17 protein-coding genes are annotated in these 21,269 nt (G+C 64.9%); 7 read left to right on the top strand and 10 right to left on the bottom strand.

The annotated features are described in order from the left end of the window. Positions 1–70: 70 nt before the first annotated feature. From LH20_RS09035 to LH20_RS09050, 4 genes are all read right to left on the bottom strand, one after another. Positions 71–2,233: an integrase gene (locus LH20_RS09035; RefSeq protein WP_053553351.1), complete on the bottom strand. Its 2,163-nt coding sequence runs from the start codon at positions 2,231–2,233 to the stop codon at positions 71–73. Further along, positions 2,230–4,017 carry a hypothetical protein gene (locus LH20_RS09040; RefSeq protein ID WP_053553352.1) on the bottom strand — a complete coding sequence of 596 codons (1,788 nt, stop codon included), beginning with the start codon at positions 4,015–4,017 and terminating at the stop codon, positions 2,230–2,232. The genes LH20_RS09035 and LH20_RS09040 overlap by 4 nt, the downstream gene beginning before the upstream one ends. Beyond that, positions 4,014–5,363, bottom strand: a complete 1,350-nt coding sequence (locus LH20_RS09045; RefSeq protein ID WP_053553353.1) for a tyrosine-type recombinase/integrase — start codon at positions 5,361–5,363, stop codon at positions 4,014–4,016. Before LH20_RS09045 ends, LH20_RS09040 begins: the two co-directional genes overlap by 4 nt. Before the next feature lie 157 nt (positions 5,364–5,520). Then, a complete protein-coding gene (locus LH20_RS09050) occupies positions 5,521–6,273 on the bottom strand; it encodes an ArdC family protein (RefSeq protein WP_053553914.1) in 753 nt (250 codons plus the stop codon). Positions 6,274–6,814: 541 nt separating this feature from the next. Here LH20_RS09050 and LH20_RS09055 point away from each other — a divergent pair. Continuing rightward, positions 6,815–7,042, top strand: coding sequence for a helix-turn-helix transcriptional regulator (locus tag LH20_RS09055; protein WP_053553915.1), 228 nt, complete (start codon positions 6,815–6,817; stop codon positions 7,040–7,042). Between the two features lie 152 nt (positions 7,043–7,194). After that, on the top strand, positions 7,195–7,752 hold the full coding sequence (locus tag LH20_RS09060) for a lipocalin family protein (RefSeq protein ID WP_053553916.1): 558 nt from the start codon (positions 7,195–7,197) through the stop codon (positions 7,750–7,752). 20 nt (positions 7,753–7,772) lie between these two features. Here LH20_RS09060 and LH20_RS09065 read toward each other — a convergent pair whose 3' ends face one another. Further along, on the bottom strand, positions 7,773–7,991 hold the full coding sequence (locus LH20_RS09065) for a conjugal transfer protein TraD (RefSeq protein WP_053553917.1): 219 nt from the start codon (positions 7,989–7,991) through the stop codon (positions 7,773–7,775). A 16-nt stretch (positions 7,992–8,007) separates the two neighbouring features. Next, a complete protein-coding gene (locus LH20_RS09070) occupies positions 8,008–8,331 on the bottom strand; it encodes a conjugal transfer protein TraD (RefSeq protein WP_053553918.1) in 324 nt (107 codons plus the stop codon). 170 nt (positions 8,332–8,501) lie between these two features. On the opposite strand from LH20_RS09070, the gene traA reads away from it, so the two are divergent. Further along, complete coding sequence (gene traA, locus LH20_RS09075) at positions 8,502–11,345, top strand: Ti-type conjugative transfer relaxase TraA (RefSeq protein ID WP_053553919.1); 2,844 nt, start codon at positions 8,502–8,504, stop codon at positions 11,343–11,345. 49 nt (positions 11,346–11,394) lie between these two features. On the opposite strand, the gene LH20_RS23740 is transcribed toward traA, so the two are convergent. From LH20_RS23740 to LH20_RS09095, 3 genes are all read right to left on the bottom strand, one after another. Beyond that, positions 11,395–11,859 carry a helix-turn-helix domain-containing protein gene (locus tag LH20_RS23740; protein WP_200905455.1) on the bottom strand — a complete coding sequence of 155 codons (465 nt, stop codon included), beginning with the start codon at positions 11,857–11,859 and terminating at the stop codon, positions 11,395–11,397. 16 nt (positions 11,860–11,875) lie between these two features. Next, positions 11,876–12,645 (bottom strand): IS5 family transposase gene (locus tag LH20_RS22895; protein WP_144423544.1). Its coding sequence is split into 2 segments (ribosomal slippage): positions 11,876–12,330 and positions 12,330–12,645, totalling 771 coding nucleotides; the frame shifts between segments, so codons are not numbered across the junction. Between the two features lie 414 nt (positions 12,646–13,059). Then, positions 13,060–13,818, bottom strand: coding sequence for an AraC family transcriptional regulator (locus LH20_RS09095; RefSeq protein ID WP_053553920.1), 759 nt, complete (start codon positions 13,816–13,818; stop codon positions 13,060–13,062). 173 nt (positions 13,819–13,991) lie between these two features. Here LH20_RS09095 and LH20_RS09100 point away from each other — a divergent pair, with 173 nt between their 5' ends. The 3 genes from LH20_RS09100 to LH20_RS09110 are packed head-to-tail and all read left to right on the top strand — an operon-like array spanning position 13,992 to position 16,520. Then, positions 13,992–14,954, top strand: a complete 963-nt coding sequence (locus LH20_RS09100) for an alpha/beta hydrolase (protein ID WP_083455363.1) — start codon at positions 13,992–13,994, stop codon at positions 14,952–14,954. Continuing rightward, positions 14,938–15,516, top strand: coding sequence for an FMN-binding negative transcriptional regulator (locus tag LH20_RS09105; RefSeq protein WP_053553921.1), 579 nt, complete (start codon positions 14,938–14,940; stop codon positions 15,514–15,516). The genes LH20_RS09100 and LH20_RS09105 overlap by 17 nt, the downstream gene beginning before the upstream one ends. Then, on the top strand, positions 15,513–16,520 hold the full coding sequence (locus LH20_RS09110) for a histone deacetylase family protein (protein ID WP_053553922.1): 1,008 nt from the start codon (positions 15,513–15,515) through the stop codon (positions 16,518–16,520). The genes LH20_RS09105 and LH20_RS09110 overlap by 4 nt, the downstream gene beginning before the upstream one ends. A gap of 42 nt (positions 16,521–16,562) precedes the next feature. On the opposite strand, the gene LH20_RS09115 is transcribed toward LH20_RS09110, so the two are convergent. After that, complete coding sequence (locus LH20_RS09115) at positions 16,563–18,767, bottom strand: TonB-dependent receptor (RefSeq protein WP_053553923.1); 2,205 nt, start codon at positions 18,765–18,767, stop codon at positions 16,563–16,565. 249 nt (positions 18,768–19,016) lie between these two features. Here LH20_RS09115 and LH20_RS09120 point away from each other — a divergent pair, with 249 nt between their 5' ends. After that, positions 19,017–21,170: a S9 family peptidase gene (locus LH20_RS09120; protein WP_200905456.1), complete on the top strand. Its 2,154-nt coding sequence runs from the start codon at positions 19,017–19,019 to the stop codon at positions 21,168–21,170. The last annotated feature ends 99 nt before the right edge of the window (positions 21,171–21,269 follow it).

Below are 21,269 nucleotides of genomic sequence, written 5' to 3' on the forward strand. Positions count from 1 at the left end.
AGCGAAGGACGGCGAAGCCGTTGCGCGGGCGCGCCGACCGGCGCAGGACTCCGCCAACAGCCGGGGTGGTCTACGGCGCGGGAGGGTCGATCCCGGCAATCACCGCGGTCAGGCGATCAAGCTCGCGCTGGAGCGCCTGACGCTGGAGGTCGGAGATGCGCCGTTCGCGTAAGTGCGCCCGGGCATCGGCCGCCGCACGTTCCCAGGCCGGTCTGTGGCGGGCGGTGATGCAGGCGTTGGGACAGCGGGTCGGTTCGCACAGGGCGGTAAGCGGCTGCGCGGGATCGGGGGTCGTCACGCGCTTGAGGCAGAGCGCGGTCGCGGGATCGAAGAAGCAATCCGCGAGCGGGCCGACATGGAAGGTGCGCGCGACGCTGGCGAGCATGACGCGCAGGCGGGCGCGATCGGCGATCATGGCGGGCAATGGCCCGAGCGTGACGGCGGCATCGTCGAGCGTCCGCGCGATGCGCGGACCCGCCGGACCGCCGAGCGATGCGCCGCCCTGCCGCCGGTCGAAATAGTCCAGCAGATCGTCAATCTGACCGAGCCGACGCTGCGCCTCGACCTCGGCGCGAAACCCCGATGCGCTGGTCCCGGCATAGCCTTCGAACGCGGCGACCGAGGCGTGCTTGTACTGGATCATGCCGGCGATGGTGCCGAACGGACGGTTGGCGATGTGCCACGCGATGGTGCGCCGGAACTGCCTCGTCGTGATGCGCCATGGGTTGCCATCGGGACCGGGCGGGATGACCGGCTCATCGGAGCTGCCGAAGGCGGTGTTGAGGTGATCGCGGAAGGTGTTGAGCTGGCGCACCACCTCACTCGACAGATGCGTCTTGCTGACAGCGCGGGGACGAAGCACCGGCCAGAGCGTATCGCTGCCGCTGGCGCGCGCCGCTCCTGCCGACAGACGTTCGAGCACCGCGATCGCGTCTGCGACCGGTTCGATCGTCACCCAGCTCGCCGCCTCGCCCGCGGCGGCGCGGCGCTTGTAGATGGTCGATCGGATGCGATGCCGTTCGATCAGGCCGTCCTCGCTGCGCGCGATCGAGAGACATCCGCGCCGCATCGCCTGCACCTCGCAGTCGCGCATGCCGGTCAGATAGGCGCACACGATATAGGCGGCGGCCTGGAGCATCCGTTCCTCGTGTGCGAGAGTCTTCGCGTCGAAGCGCTCGCGCCATGGCCGACCGCTATCGGGATCGATCGAGATCGGCGTGTCCATGCCGCCGACCTCCACCCCCAGCTCGGCCGCCACTGCATCGATCAACCTCGCTTCGCCGCCGGTCAGCATGAGATGCGCTCCGGGCTCGGCCTGCGCGTCGATCCCGGCATGGAGATGCAGGAGATGGGCGTTGATCGGTGGGGTCACGGTGCCGGTGCCCGGATCGACGCGCAGCTTGCCGTTATGAGCGGTGGCCCAGATCGGTGCGCCGCGCCCCTCGCGGCGTCGGCGATCGAAATAGGCCTTCAGGCGGGTGCGGCGACGTTGCCGGCGATCAGCGTCCGAAAGGCCGGCGTCGGCGGTGACAAGGCGGTCCCGGCGCGCTTCGAGCCGATCAAGCTCGCGGCGGGCGGCGAGAATATCGTCAGCGAACATGGTGACGTAGCGCAACGACCAGGCGAGCAGCGCGGCGATGACCTCTTCCGGGAAGCGCGGCGTGCGGTTCTCCCGGACATGGCGGTAGCCCGCAACGCGGGCGGGCGCCTGTCCGGCCCAGGGCTCGAATGCAAGGCCTGCGCCAGCGAGGTGGTCACGATAGTAATAGAGATCGGAGACCACTTCGAGGAGGTGACCGACGATGACGGGTCGTCGGGCAGGATCGTCACGAAGATGACGGGCATAGGCATCGACCAATGGCTGATCGATACAGGAAACGTCGAGCCGTCCGAGCCGCTCACGGGCGAAGGCGAAGAACCGGCGAGCACGGTTGAATACCTGGCGGATACAGGCGGGTGGTAACTTCGTTCGATAGCCGGGAAGATCGACGTTGAGGCGCGCGTAGAGATAGGCACGCATCGCTGCCTGGACATCGGCATGTTCAAGCACGTCGAAATGCACGGTGACGTGGCAGCGCCGGGCGTTCTCGCGGAAGACGGCGGGACCAAGATCCCAGCTTGGGTCGCCAACGCGCGATAGCTCCTCACGGATATGGCCTTCCTTGAGCGGCGCGCTCGCCAGCACGGGGCGATCGTCGAAGGCGGGCGCCTGGGCATGGGCGGGCATGGTCATGCGCGGACCTCCGGCGGCAGATAAAGCCGCTCGCTCTCCATCTGCCGGCGCGCATCGGCGATGACGGCATCGGTGAAGGCCGGCACGATCTGGGCTGTGATGCGAGCATGGACGCGGCCGAACTTGGCTGCCCAATCGGTCGCGGGCAGGCTCAGCCGCTGCTCTTCGACGAATGCGAGGAAGGCGAGGATCGCGGGGAGCTTGCGCACGGTTATGACGGCGTTGGGACAATCAAGGCAGCCCCAGAAGGGCTGCGCGCAGGGTGATCCGGCCTCGGCGAAGGGACTGTTGTGGAAGCCAGCGCAGGCGGCGAGCCAGACATCCTGTTCGCCGTCGAGCAACGGACTCACGGTATCGGGCGGCATCAGCGGCGCGGCCTGTTCGGGTGCTTCGCGCAGCGCCTGCTCGGCGGTGGGCGGAAGCACGGTCGGCATCGCGGCGGCGACCGCCGCGCGAAACGCATCGGCGACGGCCGTCTCGTGCAGGGGCCGGAGCGACGGCAGATCGGCATAGTGGCGCGCCGCCACCTCGCGCGAGTGGCCGACCGCGAAGCGCGTCATATGCCCCTCGGTCTTGGTGTACCACAGCGCCTTGTGGGTCTTGCGGAGCCGCGAAAGCAGCAGGTGGAGGGGCTTGCCGTCGTCATCGACAACATCGTGCCGAGCTACCCAGGCATCGATCCGTTCCGTCGGGTGGCGGATACCTGCCCGCAGGCCGCCAGCGTTGTGATAAACCCAAAGACGATCATCGTTCAGATGCTTGCGGGTAGTCGCCGTGACCTCGATCAGGCGGCGGATAAGACCGCCGGGCGTGCCGCTACCGCCATCGCGGACCCGCATGCCCTTGTGCTCGGCGCCGCGGGCGCGGCGCTTCAGATAGCGCAGCTCCACCGTGCCGGCATGCGGGTTGGCGAGACAATCTATGGTCAGGGCCTTCAAGCACTCGGGCTCGAGGCCGGTATCGAGCGTGAGCAGCACGAGCAGTGCCGGCAGGTCGCTCGCGAGCAGATGGTGCCGGCCATGCAGGTCATCGACCAGTGTGCTGATCGGCAGGCCGCGCCGCAAGCGCATGAAATAGAGGCTCTTCAGCGCCGGATGGTCTGCAACGATGAAGCCCTGCCGCGCGATGATCGCTTCGACATCGGCGCGCGCCCTGGCGATGACCGGGTCGCCTTCATCGGTGCGGTCGTCGGCGCCGAGACGGCGGAACATCGCTTCGACATCGGTCCTCGCGGCGTCGCGCAACGCGCGGGCGACGAAGGGGCTATAAGCATCGCGCGGGGTCGAGCGGCCCGCCGATGTGGCCAGCGTGTAGCGCAGCCGCTCATGCAGGTCGGGCGCGATCCGATCGGGCCGGTCTGCATCGATCGCGCGCAATGTGTTGACGATCTTGCCGACCGATATGTGCCGATGGATCGCGCCCATCCCGCGCTGTTCGAGCGCGGAGGCGAACCCATCGATATGGACTGCGCGCAGGTCGCTGACGCCGGTTACCTCCGGTGCACCATCGCCAAGCCAGGCGAAGAAGTGACGATAGACCTGCACATACTGCTTGATGACGCTGGCCACACCGATGGGGCCGCCGAGCGCTGCTGATCGACGCAGTGCGCCGGCGAAGGCGATAGCGAGCGGGCGAGGATCAAGCCCGGTCATATCGATCAGGACCGTTCCGCCATGCCGCGCCTCGATGGTGAACTTGAGGCCGAGCACGGGATCGGGCTGCACGGGCTCCGGCGTGATAGGCGAGAAGGCAACGGGCCTGCCCTTGCGGGGACGCCCGCTCATATGCCCTGCGGTCCCGGCAACAGCGCGAGCAGCTCCTCGACCGCCGCATCCACCGTATCGGCGCGGGTCGCGATATGATCGAGATAGATATAGGTGGTGGTGAGGCTCGCATGGCCGAGCAGGCGTTGCACCTGTTGCAGCGGGTCGCCAAGGATCAGCCGGTAGCTCTCCACCGGCCCCGCCGGCAATGCGGCTTCGCGCAGCCGCTGCTGGATCAGCAAGGCGAGCATATGGACCGCGAATGTGTGGCGAAGCTGGTGCGGGCTGATCGACAGCGGGAAGCCGTTCTCCTCGCACCGCTTGCAGGCGCGGGTGAAGATCACCTCCCACGAGTTGGGGCGGACAGGCTGCCCGACCTCGGTCAGCCACAGCGCCGCCGGCTCGCGGGGCGGTCCATCCTCGTCGTACAGGATAAGGCGGCATCGTTCCTCCGGAGTGCAGACATCGCGCATGCGGTCGAGACCGGCGCGGGTGACAGGGATCGGTCGCTCGAAACTGGCCGCGCCATCGCGCGCGGCGAACTTGGCCACGCCCGCTGCGCGCTCGACGGCGACATAGGCGGCGATCTGACGAAGCAGCCGGCGTGGGACCAGAACGCTGCGTCCCCGGTCGCCCTTGGTGAGCGGCGGCGGGAGAGGCAGCCAAAGTTGTTGGGCATCACCGTCCGCGCGGTCGATCGCCGCGAGCTCGACGGTGAGCAAGCCCGACGCCTCTTCGAGGCGCAGGCCGGTGGTGACGAGAAGATCCGCGAACAGCGCGTTGCGCAGCCCATTACGGTCGCGAGCGCCGGGGCGCTCCGTGCCGTCAGGGGTGAGCCCGCGCAGGCCGACCTCGCGGAAAATGCGGTAGTCGTCCATCGTGACGAACCGGACATCCGATCGCCTGGCGACACGTTCATAGGCATCGTTGCGCGCCGCGATCATGCCGCGACGGCCACCTTGCGCCGGTCGCCACACGGCGCGGCGGCTGAACGGCGCGTCGGCGATCAACCCTTGCTGCTCGCCCCAACGGTAAAGGCGATCGAGGCTGGCGACGGCGCGGTTCCAGCTTGCCGCCGTTATCCGGTGATCGGCATCGTCGCGGCGTCGCTCACGATGATAGGCGTCGACATCGTCGCGGGTCGCAGCCCACACGGTCTTGCCGCAGGCATCGAGAAAACGAAGCCAGACTACGACATCATAGGCGTAGGCGCGAAGCGAGTGCCGCGAGCGGACGCCCGACAGCGGCAGGTCGAGAAAGAAGCGATCCAGATCGGGATCGTAGAGCGCGTCGTCGCGCTGGATCAGCGGCACATGCGCATCGAGGCCCCTGGCCTCGCGACGCTCGCAAACAGTAATGATCGACACCGGCGCGAAGCCCTCCCCCCGGACCCCCCACCCGGAAGCTGACCTTCACACCGATGCGCGCTATGGCCCGGCAGCAATCAGGCTGGCCTCCGCCAGCTCTTGGGTCAGCGCTACGGCCAGCCTGATTACTGCCTACCGTGGGCGTCCATCGCCGACCTTACTGCAATGTTGCGGACGGCGCAGACTGTCCAGATAAGGCGACGAGCTCCTCCTTTGCGTAAGATTCCGAGCCAAAGCCGCCTGACTGATTGCGGTCCAAGCGCGAGGGATGTCCCGTCCAATGCCCGAGTTCGTGGAGCGCGGTGCGGTACCAGTCGATCGGCTGGTGGAAGGCCGCCTGCGGCGGCACCTGCACAAAGTCATGTGGAGGGCTGTAGAAGGCTTCATCGCCGCCGATCTGGACGCGGGCGCCGCATGCAGCGATCAGACTGTCGGCCCCAGCGACGGCCACCACGGGCTCGGGGCTCGCCATGGATGCAGTATAGTCTGCAGGCAATCCTTCGCACTGGTCGACATTGAAGACGACGAAGCGCTTGAGGAACGCAACCCGCCTCGCTGCGCGATCGTCTGCCTTGGCCGCCTCGACCTCGGCTTTGGGGGTGAAGCGGTCGGCATAGCAAATGACGGTGCCCCTCTCGCCGCGCCGGACATTACCGCCTGCAGCTTCCGCCTGCCTATAGGTGAGCCAGCGCTGCGAGGCATAGCCCTCGGTTACCACCTCGGCCCAGAGGATCAGCACATTGATCCCGCTATAGGAGCGAAGCGTTCCGGCATTATGCGGCATGGTGCAGCCGCACGCGGCGCGATCCCAGGGCTGCACCCAGGGAAGCCGGCCGTCCTCGAGCTCGGCGATGATCCGCTTCGTGACCTCCGAATAGAGGCCTGCTCTCTCTTTTCGTACTCTACGCATATCCTCATCTCCTTCCAGCCAGCGCACCCGGCCCGGAAAAGGGGGCGAAGGTGGGCGGCAGGAAGGAGCCGGCAGCCCCGCTCACATCGGACGCGCCGCATCCGAAGGACCGCAACGAAGTGCAGGACCCGCGCACGCGGGTTGCGGCCCGGCCGGGAGGGGCTAAGGCGCGTGACGCCAACCTTCGTCCCCGCCGCGTCGGGACGAGACAGTGCCGCCGCGAGCGGCGTCCGCACGCGAGGACTGCGGCGCCTCGTCGCGAGCGAATCAGTGAGCGCAGTGCGCCATTTAGGAAAAGGTGGTCCTCGAAGACGGCGGCCTCAAGTCCCGCCGCGCGCTCCTGAGACGGCGTGAGAATAATTATTTTGCGTGCTCAAACCCCGCCGATTCTACGCTAGAGTTTCCTATTCTACGCTAAAGTACGATGGAGCCACTCTGTGCCCCAAACCGCGCCCTTGGGCGGTGTTGACGGGGGAAGCGCGCATCATCTTCAATGCGGTCATGTCGGCATATCGCCCGCCAGCCCTAGGAGGATGACCGCATGGCACTTCAGTCTCGCTCGCGCATGATGCGTATCAACGAAGTCATGGATATCACCGGCCTCAGCCGCGCGACGCTCTACCGAAAGATCGCCGCAGGGACCTTCCCGGCGCAGCACAAGATCGCGGCGCGTTGCTGCGGCTGGCGTGCGAGCGAGGTCGATCTATGGCTGCGCAATCCTATGAGTTTCACCGTCGCGGACCTCGACCGCGACCGCGACGCCGCCTGAGTACGGGCCCGGTCAGGGCGTCTGCGCGCAGCGAGGTGGCGCTCTTTTCCATATTGCCCGTGAAAGCGGAGCCTCAGCGCGCTCCCGTCAAGCGGCAACGAAGCGCGGACTTCATGCGTAGAAACCAGGACCAGCATTCCTGAGGAGTCTCCATGAAAAAGCCCGTCCTTGCCGCCGGCGCGGCGACCGCGATCGCTGCACCGCTCGCCTACCTTCTCTGGAAATATTATCCGCGTCCCGGGCCAGTCGGAAACCACGCCGTTCCCGAGCCGGCCAAGGTCGTCGATCTTCAGCGCTACATGGGGCGCTGGTACGAACAATTCCGCTATGATGCTTCATTCGAGGAAGGGCTCGAGGCGGTGACAGCGGATTATTCGCTCCGCGCTGACGGGAGCGTGCGCGTCGTTAACCAGGGTCGCTCGGGCGGCCCTCACGGCAAGCAGCGCACGTCGACCGGCAAAGCGAAGCTTGTCGACCCCGCGACCAATGCCAAGCTTAAAGTCTCCTTCTTTGGCCCCTTCTATGGTGATTATTGGGTCCTCGACCATGGCGACGACTATGAATGGTCGATCGTGGGCGAGCCATCGGGCCGCTACCTTTGGGTACTGACCCGCGAGGCCAAGCCCGCGGCCCGAACTCTCGAGAAGCTCGAGGCGCGTGTCAGGGCGCTCGGCTACGACTGGTCGCTTGTCCACGTCACGCAGCACTGACCTCCAAGCGCCGCGCCCGATCACCGGCCATGACCATTCTCATCGGCCAGGGCGCGGCGTCCATGCGCGCGCCACAGCGATAGTTTCTCATCGCGTTCGTCGCTCTTGAGCGTCTCAGCCGCCACGAGGAAGAGCCCCAAAAGGACCGCGGGATCATCGCCGGTAAGCTCGGCCAGCTCGGCTTTCACGACAAGCTTGCCGAGTTCGATCAATCGGCGCGCGCGCTGATAGCGCTTCATGAGCCGCACCCGCCTGTCATGCCAGGCGCGCGTCGCCTGAAGGCGATTGCGGGCCTGTGTGGCGCGGCGCTGCGCGGCGTGGGTCGCGGCGAGCCTCTTTGCGAGCGCGGGCGCGGCCCGCGCGAAAAAAGTCGGCGCCGCTCTCGCGCCACGCCTCCTTTCGCGAAACATCAGCGCCGCCAGCATCGAGGAGTGCGCCGGCAAGCTGTTCGATCGAGAGTGCGGCAGCGCCGGTGGCTTCTACCAGTTCGCCAAGCTGGCTTTGCCTCTTCATCTTCAGCGCCTTTGATCGGTCGCTGAGCACTCGCAGTTCGGCGTCAAAATCACGCGGTTTTCGCATCGTCCGTCCTTCCATCAGTGGGTCGGACGAACCAACTATGCCGAGTCGCTCTGTCTAACAAGGCGCTGAAATATAACGAGATAATCTGACACGGTCCGCGACGGAATCGTCAAGGGAAAGGGCTTTGCATCGTGCGGACGCGCGCATCTTGCTGTAAGTGGATCGCCCTTATGGCGATCTATCATTTCCAGGTGAACGTCATTTCCCGCTCTTCGGGCAGCAGCGCGGTCACCGCTGCGGCCTATCGTTCGGCAAGCAGGCTCTACGATGAGCGATACGGGCGCACCCGCAATTTCACGAACAAGGCTGGCGTCGTCCACAGCGAGGTCCTGCTGCCCCTAGGCGCGAACGAGCGCTGGCTCAATCGAGAATGGCTCTGGAATGATGTCGAGGCCCGCGAGATCCGTTGGGACGCGCGACTGGCGCGCGAGGTGGTGTTTGCCATTCCCAGCGAGATGACCCAGAGGCAGGGGATCGAATTGGCCCGCGATTTCGTCGGACGCGAGTTTGTCGAACGCGGCATGGTCGCCGACCTCAATGTGCATTGGGACATCGGTGCCCGAGGGGGGCCCAATCGGCACGCGCACGTCATGCTGACAATGCGCGAGATAAGGGCCAGCCAGGATGGTCCCGCAGCGTTCGGGCTCAAGGTAACCGAATGGGACCGCAGAGAGCTATTGATGGATTGGCGCGTCGCATGGGCGGATCACGTCAATGAGCGCCTGGCGACCCTCGATATCGATGCCCGTATCGATCACCGCAGCTTGAAGGCGCAAGGGAGCGACCTTGAACCCCAAAACAAGATCGGTGCTGCCGCCTTGCGTATGGCGGCGCGCGGCCTCCGCTCCGATCGTCTTGCCGAACATGCCGGGATCGCGCGGTCAAACGGCGAAGGGCTTATCGCCAACCCCGTAATCGGACTCGACGCGATCACCCATGGGCAAGCAACCTTCACAACGAGAGACCTCGCGATGTTCGCGCACAGCCATAGCGACGGCAAGGAGCAGTTCGACGCGGTGATGGCAGCTCTCAAATCCTCGCCCGACCTGATTGCGCTCGGCAAGGACGCGCGGGGCGACGAGCGCTTTACGTCGCGCTCGATGATCGAGATCGAGGAGCAGCTCGAGCGCGCGACCGCCGCACTCGACGCGAGGCGCCGTCACGGGGTCAGCGATCGTCACCGCCAGCATGCTCTTGCTCAGGCGGCGGCTCGCGGCTTTGAGCTTTCCGCCGAGCAACGCGGCGCACTCGAGCACATCACCAGCGCGCGCGGGATCAGCAATGTCATTGGCTATGCGGGGACGGGCAAGAGCGCGCTGCTTGGCGCCGCGCGCGAGGCATGGGAGGCCGCGGGCTACCAGGTGCAGGGAGCGGCGCTCGCGGGCGTCGCCGCCGAGGGCCTCGAGCGGGGCTCGGGCATCGCCTCGCGAACGCTTGCAAGCCTTGAGCATCAATGGGCAAATGATCGCGAGCGGCTGACCGGCAAGCATGTCCTCGTCATCGACGAGGCGGGTCTCGTGGGGACGCGTCAACTCGAACGCATTGTGTCTGAGGCCGAGCGTCAGGGCGCCAAGATCGTTCTCGTGGGGGACCCGCAGCAGCTCCAGGCGATCGAGGCGGGCGCTGCCTTTCGCGCCGCCGCCGAGCGGCACGGCGCGATCGAGATCATGGACATCCGCCGGCAGCGGGCGGACTGGCAACGCGAAGCAACGCGCGAGCTTGCCACAGGGCGAACAGGCGAGGCGATCGCGCGCTATGCCGCGGCCGGCTTTGTCCATGCGGCCGCCACACGCGAGGCAGCGCGCAGCGCGCTGGTCGATGCCTGGGAACGCGACCGCGAAGCCCATCCCGATGCAAGCTGCATCATCCTCACCCACACCAATGACGAGCGCAAGCAGCTCAACAAGGCGGTACGCGAACGGCTGAAGGCGCGCGGCGAGCTCGGCGGTGAGGTGGCGCTCAAGGTCGAGCGTGGAGCGCGCGCTTTTGCGGCGGGCGACCGGATCATGTTCCTCAGGAATGAGCGCGCACTCGGCGTCAAGAACGGCTCGCTCGGGACGGTCCAGTCCGTGGACGCGGTGCGGATGGCCGTGATGCTCGATGACGGGCGCAGCGCCGCGTTCGACCTTGTGGATTACGGCCATGTCGACCATGGTTATGCAGCGACGATTCACAAGGCGCAGGGGATGACGGTCGATCGCGCTCAAGTGCTCGCGACCCAGGGGGTAGACAGTCACTCGATCTATGTCGCGCTGTCCCGGCATCGCGAACAGGTCGAACTCTACTATGGCCGCGACGATTTTGCGACCCAATCGAAGCTCATAAGCGCGGCATCGCGTGAGCGCGGAAAGGATATGGCGAGCGATTATCGAGTGCAGCGCGGTCCCGGGATTTCGGGCTTGCGATCGAGCGTTCGATCGCTCGCTGCTGCTTCAGCGTGCAGCGAGCTCGAGGAGGCGATCGAACGCTTTGCGCGCCTTACCAAGGAGATTGTCGAGATCCGGCGCGAGGGCGGCAAAGAGTCGCCGGATGAGCTCGCGAATTACCGCAGCGCTGGGGAGGCGCTCGATGCGCTGTGCCCCGGGGGCGCGAGCGAACTGCGAGAAGCGTTCGGGCAGAGCGAGGCGCTCACCCGCGAGGCGGCCGAAGGGCGGACCGCGCGCGCGATCGCCGAGATGGAGCAGCGCCAAGCGGCGCGGGCGGCCGAGCGCAGTGCCTCAGCGTGGGAGCAGACCCGCCTTACGGCCGAAGCCGAGAAACGCGCGGAGCGGTTTGTCAGCGCCTGGACGAAGGAAAGCGCGCTGGCGAAAGATGGAGCAAGCCATGCCGCGCGCAGCGAAGCGCGCGCCAATCTGGCGAACATGGCGAAGGGCCTGCAGCGCGACCCGGAGCTCGAGGCGCTGCTCATGAGCCGGCGAACGCAGCTTGGCCTCGACGCCGCCAGCACGAAAAAGCTGTCCCGGGATATCCAGCAATATCTTGGGCGTGGACGGGGGACCGGTATTTCGATGTAGGCTCACCCATCCTTCGCGAACCCGCCCATACGTCCCCAAATGCGTCCCATCAGCCGTGCCGCAGATGGGCGAAAATATCGATCCCCGCTGCACGTGCGCATGTCAGAACCTTGTCGAACTCGACGCTCGGTTTCCCGCCTTCAAGTTCCGAAAGGAAGCGCCGCCCCACCCCCGCACAAGTCGCAAATTCCTCTTGGCTGAGCTTCATTTGCCTACGTGCTTTGCGGATGATGGGGCCAAGATCGCTAGCGCTCTCGATGGGTTGCGGCGCGCGCATCTCGGGCGCTGACGTCGCCGAGACCGATAATTCAGGCTTTGTTCGCGTCCGACCTTGTCTCGTACCGGTCTGACCGAGCGTCCCTTCGTCGCCCGCAAGCTGGAGGGGAGGGAACGGGGGCACCGAGCCTGCGGTCGCGGAGCGATATTTCTCGATCGATGCATCATAGGCGCGTAAGATCTTGTCGCTGCTCGCGTTCTTCAACTTGGCGCGTTGGAGATTGATAGCGTCAAGCATGCGCTTGCTGGTGGAGTTAGGCCGTAGACTCATAAGCGTTGATCCAGAGGCGTGCTGAGAAGAGCTTGATGGCAGCGAGGAAGTTGTCGGCACGCTTGTCGTATCGTGTGGCCAAGCCTCTGGCGTGTTTGAGTTTTCCGAAGAAGCGTTCGATCAGGTTGCGATAGCGGTAGAGGAATGGGCTGAAGGCGAAGCCCTGTCTGCGGTTTCGCTTGGCGGGGATGTTGGCGAAGCCTCCTTGTGCCGTGATTTGCGCGCGAATGGCGTCGCTGTCATAGGCCTTGTCGGCGAGGAAGGTGCTGCCTTCCGGCACGGCGCCGAGCAGCGGATCGGCCTCTCTGCAATCGCTCGCCTGCCCTTCGGACAAGTGCAGCTGGATCGGCAGACCCCGTCCATCGACCAGAGCGTGGATCTTGCTCGTCAAGCCGCCGCGGGAACGTCCCATGCAGCGATTTGGGTCCCCCTTTTTAGGGTCGCACCATGCTGATGGACCCGGATGGAGGAACTGTCGATCATCACCAGTTCGCCGTCGAAAGCCTGCGAGACCGCCGCCAAAAGCCGATCCCACACACCCGCTTTGCGCCAGCGGACGAAGCGGTTGTAGCAGGTGGTGTGCGGACCATAGCGCTCGGGAATGTCAGCCCAGGGGCTGCCGGTGCGAAACCGCCACAATATCCCGTTGATCACCCGGCGATCATCCACCCGCGGTACGCCGCGTGGCTTGTTGGGAAGCAGCGGCTCGATCACCGACCACTCGAAATCGGTCAGCTCAAAACGACGACGCATCTGCAAGGCTCCTTTCCCGAGCCTTGAATCAATCAACCTCGCTTTACGCAACACCGTTTATGAGTTTACCGCCTAGTGATCATTCTTGATCCCTTTCGGGAGCAAGAATTATGATAGAAGGCGCCCAAGTCAACATTGCACCCGATCAGGTGCAATTTAGCAGGAGCTCGTCCCATCCGACGAGGTCGTCTCTGGAATCAGGATAATATGGGATCCCGCTTATCAGCCCGAAGCAGCCGACGCAGCCAGATATTCACCCATGTGGTGATCCAGAACGCCCCGGGAAGAGGAACCCTGTCCTTGGATTCTCCAATTTTCTACACGGAGCGAAGCCGATCGTCCCCGGCAACAACGACGGAACCTAAAAGGCGCCCGTCTGTTGCCGAAAATCTCATCATTAAACCGGCTTAAGCTTCAATTCCTCAGATACTTGCTGGGCGGTACGCCGAAGGCCCGCCGGAACATCGCGGCAAATCCGCTCGGGCTGTCATAGCCCACATCATAGGTGACCTGCGTGATCGACGCACCCGCAGCGAGGAGCGAGAGCGCCTCCATCAAGCGCACCTGCTGGCGCCAGACGGCAAGGCCCATTCCGGTTTCCTCCTTGAAGGACCGCGTGAAGGTTCGCCGCCCCATGGCTGCGAGCGCGGCCCAGTCGTCGATATCGCGCGGATCCGCGGGGTCGGCGAGGATGGCGTTGCAGACGCGCAGCAGCCGCGGATCGGTGGGCATGGAAACCTGATAGGGCGCATTGGGCATCCGCTCGATCTCCTCGATCAGCAAGTCGATGATACGGCCCTCACGCCCGGTCACATCGTAGAGCGGAGGAAAGTCGACAATTTCGAGAATCAGCGCCTTCAAGAGATTCGAGACCTCGAACACCCGGCATTCGGTGCCTTGCCCGTCATGGCCGCTCGGCAAATAGAGCGTTCGCAGCGAAACCGGGCCCCGGCACGCGACCTCATGTTTCATCCCAGCCGGCATCCACACTGCACGCTGAGGGGGTATGACGAAGCTGGTTTCGGGCGTCCGGACCGACATGACGCCCGATGACGCGTAAAGGATCTGGACATGGTCATGGCTGTGCATCGGATCGACAAATCCCGCAGGATATTCGTCCTGCAGCGCCATGACGGGCCGCGCGGTGCGCAATATATCGATGCTGTGCTTCATGGCCCAATCCCCACAAATGTCAGCCGATCCCATCCTACAGGCCAAAGGCCTTCGCGGCTAGCCGGTACGCAGCCGATGGCCTTTCCCGCACAGTGATTGGCCCGCACGGGCGATACGGACGGGGCCGCAGAGGCTATCAATGCCAATAAAGCAGAATCGGAGAGGAGACCCATATGCCCAAGGGCATCGATGCGATGCAGGACGATTTGGTCGATCCGGATATCCGCCGCTTTGTCGATGCGATTGCCGCCGCCTACGCTGGGCAGGGCGCGCCCGCCGGGATCGCGGCGAGGCGGCGGATCGCCGAAGAGGTTCGCAAGCCCTGGAGCGAAGGTGGCCCGGTCATGGCCGAAAGCATCGATCTCGACATGGGGGGTGTCCGTTTGCGCCTCCACCGGCCGGTGCCCGATGTCACACTGCCCGTCATGCTCTACATCCACGGGGGCGGCTGGGTGCTGTTCAGCGTCGAAACGCACGACCGGCTGATGCGCGAATATGCCGCGCGCGCCGGGATCGCAGTGATCGGGATCGACTATAGCCTCGCGCCGGAGAATAAATTTCCGGTCGCGCTCGAGGAATGCGCCGCCGCCCTCGACTGGATCGGAGCGCACGCGGCGGCGCTGAACCTCGATGCACGCCGCATCCTCATCGGGGGCGATTCAGCCGGAGCCAACCTCTCGGTCGCAACTTGCCTTCTGCAACGCCAGCGGGGACGCCCACTACCCCAGGCGATGGTGCTGAACTATGGTGCCTTCGCGCCCGAAGCTTTGCCGAGCTATGCGCGCTTTGGCGGCGAGGGCTTTTCGCTTGAAGTGGATGAGATGGACGCATTCTGGGCCGATTATGTTGATGAAGCCGGCCAGCTCGCCGATCCGCTCGTCGCGCCTATGCGCGCCGATTTGACGGGCCTGCCGCCCGCGTTTCTGGCGATAGCGGAATGCGACATATTGGCCGACTGCAACCACGCCTTTGCCAAGGCGCTCGCAGCGGCGCACGTGCCAGTCGAAGCGGTGACCTATTGCGGCGCGACGCACAGCTTTCTCGAGGCCGTCTCGATCGCGCCGCTCGCCGAGCGCGCCTTTGACGAGCAGGCGGCCTGGATCGCGAGGACTATCGGCCATGACCACGCCCTTTGAGCCGCGCGCCGCCGCCGACGCGGCCCGGTTGATTGCCGGCTACCCGCTCGCCTGGGTCGTTTCGCGCGCCTTTCATTCAAGCCCGCTGCCGCTGCTCGCCGAGACTGACGCAAACGGCGCGATCGTTTCGCTCTTTGGCCATTGCGGCCGCCGCAACCCGCTCGTCGCCGATTTTCGCGCCGACGCGCGGGGGCTCATCCTGTTTAACGGGCCGCAGGGCTATGTGACGCCCCAATTGCTGTCCAGGTCCGACTGGGCGCCGACATGGAATTATGCCGTGCTGCGTTTCACCGTCGACGTCGAATTTGTCGAGGAGGAGACGCGCGAGGCGATCGAGCGGCTGGTGGCTGCGATGGAGGGCGATCGCTGGTCGACCGATCGCCTGGGCGCGCGCTATGAAGCGATGCTGGGTGAGATTATCGCCTTTCGCGCGCATGTTGTTGCGGCCGAACATAGCTTCAAGCTCGGACAGGACGAGAGCGCTGAGGACTTTGCAGAGATTGTCGCCGGGCATCCCGACAGGATATTGGCGGCGTGGATGGAGGAACAAGCGAAGCCGTGAAGCTCTTTTTCGACGACCGTCAGACCGCGCACGCGCCGCTACGCGAGCTCCACAATGGGGAATGGGTGCCTTTCGCCGAAAATGTTGCGCGCCCGCGCGCGATCGTTGCAGCCTTTCCCGACTGGCAGACGGTGCGCGACTTCGGGATGGCGCCGTTGCTCGCGGTCCATGACGCTGCCTATCTTGGCTTTCTCGAGCGGGCGCACCGCGAATGGAGCGCGGCAGGCCGGAGCGGCGATGCGATCGGCTATACCTTTCCCGTAGTGCGCCGCCGACCGCTCGCCTTTGGACGCATCGACGCTGATCTCGGTGCGTACAGCTATGATGCAGGAACGCCCATCGCCGAGGGAACCTGGCTGTCGGCCTACTGGTCGGCGCAGGGCGCGTTGACCGCGCTCGATCATCTGGCAACAAGCGGCGACGCGCATGGCTTCGCGCTCTGCCGCCCGCCAGGACACCATGCCGGGCGCGATTATATGGGCGGCTACTGCTATCTCAACAATGCCGCGATCGCGGCGCGCGCGGCGGTGGCGCGCGGGCTCGGGCCGGTTGCGATCCTCGACATCGACTATCATCACGGCAACGGCACGCAGGATATATTCTACGCCGACGCGGATGTCTTCTTCGCATCGATCCACGCTGATCCCAGCACCGATTATCCCTTTTACTGGGGTCATGCCGACGAGCGCGGCGAGGGGGAGGGCGAGGGCGCGACGCTCAACCTGCCGCTGCCGCGCGGCACCGACGGCGCGGCGTATCGCCCGGCGCTGGATCGGGCGCTGCGGGCGATTGCGGATTGGGGCGCGAGGCTGCTCATAGTCTCGTTCGGGGCGGATACCCACAAGAGCGATCCGATTTCGAGCTTCGCACTGGAACGCAAGGACTATGGCGATCTCGCAAGCGACATTGCAGCGCTCGCGGTCCCGACGCTCATCGTCATGGAAGGCGGCTACGCCGTCGACGATCTCGGCCATAACGTCGCGGCATTTCTCGAAGGTTTTTGAATAAGGAGGCGCCGCTTCTCCTCGAAGCGACGCCGCCCGTCCTCAGTTCAGACTGAAGCGCAGCGAAGCGCCGAGCGTGCGTGGCCGCGTGACCGACCCCGCGAAGGAGAAAGGCGCGTTGAGGATGCCATATTGGTTGAACAGGTTCTTGGCGAAGAGCCCGAGTTCAAGCCCGTCGGCGACCGTCACCGACGCGTTGAGGTCGATGAGGTGATAGTCGCCCTTTTCCAGCGTCGCGCCGAACGCCACCGGCGCCGCCGACATATAGCGGTGCGAGAGGTTGAAACGCGGCGCCATCGGCGAATCCGGGAAGCTCAAATCGAGCGAATTGGAGAGGATCCAGTCCGACGCTCCGGGAAGCCTTGTTCCCTTTGCATAGCCGCCGCCGGGCGCGAAGCTGTCGGGCAGCAGCGATGAAAGACGCGCGTCGTTGTAAGTGATATTCGACGCGAGGCTGAGGTGGCGCGTGGGGCGCAGCGTCAAGCTGATTTCGGCGCCATCGACGTCCGCGCCGCCGCCATTCACCGTATAGGCGTTGAAGTCGACAGGGGTGAACAGGCGGGCCTGAATATTGCCCCAGTCGATATGAAAGGCGGAGACGTCGACGCTGAGGGTCTGGCCGATCAGGTCGACGCGCGCGCCGATTTCGTAATTCCTGGTCGTGTCGCTTCCAAAGGTCAGAGGCAGGCCGGGTACCGCTGCCGAATAGACGTTGATGCCGCCGATCCGGAACCCTTCCGAATAGAGCGCATAGACCATGGCATCGCCCGTGGGTTTCCAGGTCAGCGAGATTTTCGGAATGAAGTCTGAATCCTTGCTGGTGCCGGGCGCGAAATCGAACGGCGGGATGAGGTTGGCATTGGGAAGATATTGAAGGCGCGGGCTCGACCGATATTCGAAGAGGCGCCCGCCCAAAGTCAGCGTGAGCCTATCGACAATGTCGAAAGAGGCTTCGCCGAAGATCGCCTTTTCGGAGACGCGGTTGCTGCTGACGGTGCGCGTTGCAAGATCGCCAGGTGCGAGCGTGTCGCCCGACTGGCCGCCGAACATGGCGGGGTTGGCGTCGATATAATCCCCGATACCCTCGATATAGGTTCCATCGGTGTTCGCCGAGCGCAGGCGTGTGTAGTTGGCGCCGACAAGCCAGCGAAAGCGGCCGCTATCGGGCGATGCGAGGCGGAGCTCGTAATAGTTGGTTTTGGACTTGCCGTCGCTGCTCGCGAGTTCGGGCGTCCCGGTGCGCGGATCATTGCCACCGAAGATCGAATTGTCGAACGCAAGATCGGCTTTTTTCTCGGTATAGCTGCCGATCGCCGTCAGCGTTGCAAAGCCCAGATCCTGTTCGAGCTTCAGGCTGTGCAGCATGAAGCTCGTGTCCTGGAACTCGGCGACGTTGGTCGCGCGCTCATAGGTCTTGGGCGGGCCGAAGAGGACGTAGGTCTGATCGTCGAGATCATATTCCTGATACATGCTGAGGGCCGAAATCGTCGTTCCCTCGGCCGGGGTGAAGACGAGCGATCCGCGCAGGCCGCGAACGCGCAGGTCATTGCTGCCCTTCTCGCCGAGCAGACTGTTGTCGAGATAGCCCGCATCGAAGCGCTGCAAGGCGACGAGGCGCACCGCGAGCTTGTCGGCCGCGATGGGGACATTGACCATCGCCTTGGCGGCATAATTTGCCTCGCCCGCACGCTTGGTCGACGACAGATTGCCCTCGAAACCCGCGTCGAAGCCGCTCGCGTCGGCTTCGTTCACGACATAGTTGACGGCGCCGCCCAGCGACGAGGAGCCGAAGAGCGTTCCCTGCGGACCGCGGAGCACCTCGACGCGGCTGACGTCGAAGCTGTCGACATCGGGGATGACGAGCGGGAAGCCTGGTTCGATCAGCGGAATCTGGTTGAGATAATAGCCCGTCGTCGCCTGATTGGCCTCATGATAGGTGGTCGACGCGATGCCGCGGATCACGACCTCGGAGACCCCGGGCTGATAGTCGTTGAAGACGACGCCGGGGACGCGGGTGATATAGTCGGACAGGCTTTGTGCGTTGAGCTTTTGCAGCGTCGCCTCGCTGACCGCGGCGACCGAACCCGCAACCTCGCGCACCGATTCCTGGCGCTTTGTCGCGGTCACCACGATGTCGCTGTCGTCGGTGGTTGCCGATGCAGACTGGGCAAATGCCGCCGGGGTTTGCCCGAGCGCGAGCAACGAAATGCCACAAATTACGACGCGCTTTACCGATGCAAAGGACATTCTCGCCTCCCTTTTGGTAGAAAGTTCCAATTGTCACGCTAACAGGTTCAATGATCATGTCGGCGATGGTTGGGCCATTCTCTCTCTTTATCGGGCCAGCAAAAGTGCGAATCTGGTCCATCGGGCCATGGCGATTTGCCCGATCGATGGACTGGGCGGCCTGATCGGCGCTGAAAGGCAAAGCTTCTTCCATAAGCTGTGGGCGCGGATGATGGTCCCGACGAATGAGGTTCGGCGATGGAGAGGCAGATGAATGAGGCTCGGCGGCGGTTTCTGGGCGGTGCCGCCGCGATGGCGCTGCTGTGGGCCGGGCCGCGCGCATGGGCGCACGCCGCCAAGGCGCCCTGGCCGAAGGTCACCCCGCCGCAATCGCCCCGCATTTCAGATATCATCGAGCAGCTGGGGCGCACGCGCGATGACGTCTACAGCTGGATGAAGTTCATTCCCGAAAATGGCGAACGGACGCGCGCCAATCTGCCAGGACGGGTCGCCGCGATGCTGGAGGACGAGAACGCCTATGCCGAGGCGGTCCTGGAGCCGCTCGCCGCCGAGCGTGCGGCCCTGCTCGAGGCAATGCTCGCACGGACCGCGGGGGAAATGGCGGCGCCCGCAATCGTGCAGGATGGCTGGGCCTATACCAGTGAAATTCCTGCCGGCGCACATCACGCCGTCTACCGTCGGCGCCGAGCGGACGGGGAGGCCGAAGTGCTGGTCGACGAGGCGGTCCGCGCCGAGGGGCAGCCTTATTTCCGCAGCACCGGGCATCAGCCGAGCCCCGACCACCGCTGGTTCGTGTGGGCCGAGGACGTCATCGGCAACGACCGCCACCGCATCGTCGTTCGCGACAATCAAAGCGGTGCGATCCGAACGCTCGTCGAGAAAGATGCCTATGGCTATGGCGGGCTTGTCTTCGCACCCTCGTCACAATGGCTCTTCTGGATCTGGCGCGACGCGCGCAACCGGCCGACGCGGCTCTATCGCACCTCGCTCGACGGCAAGACGACACAGCTTGTCTATGAGGAAAAGGACCCTGCGATCTTCATGGGGGTGCGGCGCACCGCGGCGGGGGGTTTCGTCGCGCTCACGCTCTCGGGTCCCGAGACCGCCGAGGTGCGGCTGATCCGCGCTGGCGCAGAAACCGAGCCGCCCCAGGTCGTCTGGCCGCGGCGGGCGGGCGTGCTCTACGAGATTGACGAATGGAACGGCGATCTCGTCGCGGTGACCGATGCGGGCGGCGCGTTCGACAAAAAGCTCATCCGGCTCGATGCGACAGACTTTGCGGTCAAGGAGACGCTGGTCGAACACCGCGCCGGGACGCCAATCCTGTCGGTCCATCCTTTTGCCGCCGCGCTGGTTCGTCTCGAGCGCATCGATGGCCAGCACAGCGTTGCGATCCTGCGGCCCGACGGGACCGAGCAGCGCGTCGCGTTCGACGATCCCGCCTACGCGATCGAGGTTCCGGCCGATCAGCCCTATTCGGCGCGGCATGTGCTCATCGTCCACCAGTCGCCCAAATCCCCTCGCCGCTGGATAAAGGTCGATCTGAAGGACGGCAGACAGCGCATCGTCCAGCAGCAGGCCGTTACCAATTTCGACCCCGACGATTATGAGGTCGAGCGCCTGTTTGCGCCCGCACCCGATGGCGAGCTCGTTCCCATTACCCTGCTGTCGCGGCGCGGGGCGCCCAAGGACGGCAAGGCGCCGCTGCTCCAATATGGATATGGCGCCTATGGTATTTCGAGCGACCCCGAATTTTCGATCCCCGCGCTCACTCTCGTCGATCGCGGCTGGCGCTATGCGATCGCGCACGTGCGCGGCGGCTCCGAAAAGGGCCGGCAATGGTTCCTGAGCGGGCGCCGGTTCACGAAACGCAACAGCTTCACCGACTTCATCGCCTGCGCCGATTATCTGGCCCGCGAGGGCTATACGGCGAAGGGCCGAGTTGTGGCATATGGTCTGTCTGCAGGCGGCCTTCTGGTCGGGGCGAGCATGAACATCGCGCCGAATCTCTGGGCCGGGGTGATCGCGAAAGTGCCTTTCGTCGACATGCTCAACACGATGAGCGATGCTGCGCATCCGCTGGTGCCGCTCTTCCGTCCCGACTGGGGCGACCCGCTCGCCGATCCCGAGGCCTATGACTATATCGCGTCGATATCGCCCTATGAGAATGTGAGGGCAAGCGCGTATCCGCCCTTGCTTTGCACCGCGGGGCTCAAGGATGACCGCGTTTCCTATTGGGAGCCGGCGAAGTTCGTGGCCGAGGTGCGGCACAAGTCGACGAGCGGCAACCCCGCGTTACTCCTCACCGATATGGAGAGCGGCCATCAAGGCAGCGCCGACCTTGCGAGCGAATATCGGGAGAAGGCGCTTTTCTGGGCGTTTGCGATCCATTGCGTGACCTGACGCTCAGAGAGACCATCTCTTGTCCGGTCTCCTTCGCGGTTGGAACTGCTATGGATTGGCGCCGCCGGCGGTGACAGTCGCTCAGGCGCGAGCTATGGT

The organism is Sphingopyxis sp. 113P3 (genome assembly GCF_001278035.1).
Classification (GTDB): Bacteria; Pseudomonadota; Alphaproteobacteria; order Sphingomonadales; family Sphingomonadaceae; genus Sphingopyxis.

Excerpts from the sequence above, each read along its gene's own strand:
- LH20_RS09065 (WP_053553917.1), bottom strand. The coding sequence starts at position 7,991 with ATGAAGCGCTATCAGCGCGCGCGCCGATTGATCGAACTCGGCAAGCTT.
- LH20_RS09035 (WP_053553351.1), bottom strand. The coding sequence starts at position 2,233 with ATGACCATGCCCGCCCATGCCCAGGCGCCCGCCTTCGACGATCGCCCC.
- LH20_RS09095 (WP_053553920.1), bottom strand. The coding sequence starts at position 13,818 with ATGAAGCACAGCATCGATATATTGCGCACCGCGCGGCCCGTCATGGCG.
- LH20_RS09050 (WP_053553914.1), bottom strand. The coding sequence starts at position 6,273 with ATGCGTAGAGTACGAAAAGAGAGAGCAGGCCTCTATTCGGAGGTCACG.
- traA (WP_053553919.1), top strand. The coding sequence starts at position 8,502 with ATGGCGATCTATCATTTCCAGGTGAACGTCATTTCCCGCTCTTCGGGC.
- LH20_RS09055 (WP_053553915.1), top strand. The coding sequence starts at position 6,815 with ATGGCACTTCAGTCTCGCTCGCGCATGATGCGTATCAACGAAGTCATG.
- LH20_RS09100 (WP_083455363.1), top strand. The coding sequence starts at position 13,992 with ATGCCCAAGGGCATCGATGCGATGCAGGACGATTTGGTCGATCCGGAT.
- LH20_RS23740 (WP_200905455.1), bottom strand. The coding sequence starts at position 11,859 with ATGCTTGACGCTATCAATCTCCAACGCGCCAAGTTGAAGAACGCGAGC.
- LH20_RS09115 (WP_053553923.1), bottom strand. The coding sequence starts at position 18,767 with ATGTCCTTTGCATCGGTAAAGCGCGTCGTAATTTGTGGCATTTCGTTG.
- LH20_RS09120 (WP_200905456.1), top strand. The coding sequence starts at position 19,017 with ATGAATGAGGCTCGGCGGCGGTTTCTGGGCGGTGCCGCCGCGATGGCG.
- LH20_RS09060 (WP_053553916.1), top strand. The coding sequence starts at position 7,195 with ATGAAAAAGCCCGTCCTTGCCGCCGGCGCGGCGACCGCGATCGCTGCA.
- LH20_RS09105 (WP_053553921.1), top strand. The coding sequence starts at position 14,938 with ATGACCACGCCCTTTGAGCCGCGCGCCGCCGCCGACGCGGCCCGGTTG.
- LH20_RS09040 (WP_053553352.1), bottom strand. The coding sequence starts at position 4,017 with ATGAGCGGGCGTCCCCGCAAGGGCAGGCCCGTTGCCTTCTCGCCTATC.
- LH20_RS09070 (WP_053553918.1), bottom strand. The coding sequence starts at position 8,331 with ATGCGAAAACCGCGTGATTTTGACGCCGAACTGCGAGTGCTCAGCGAC.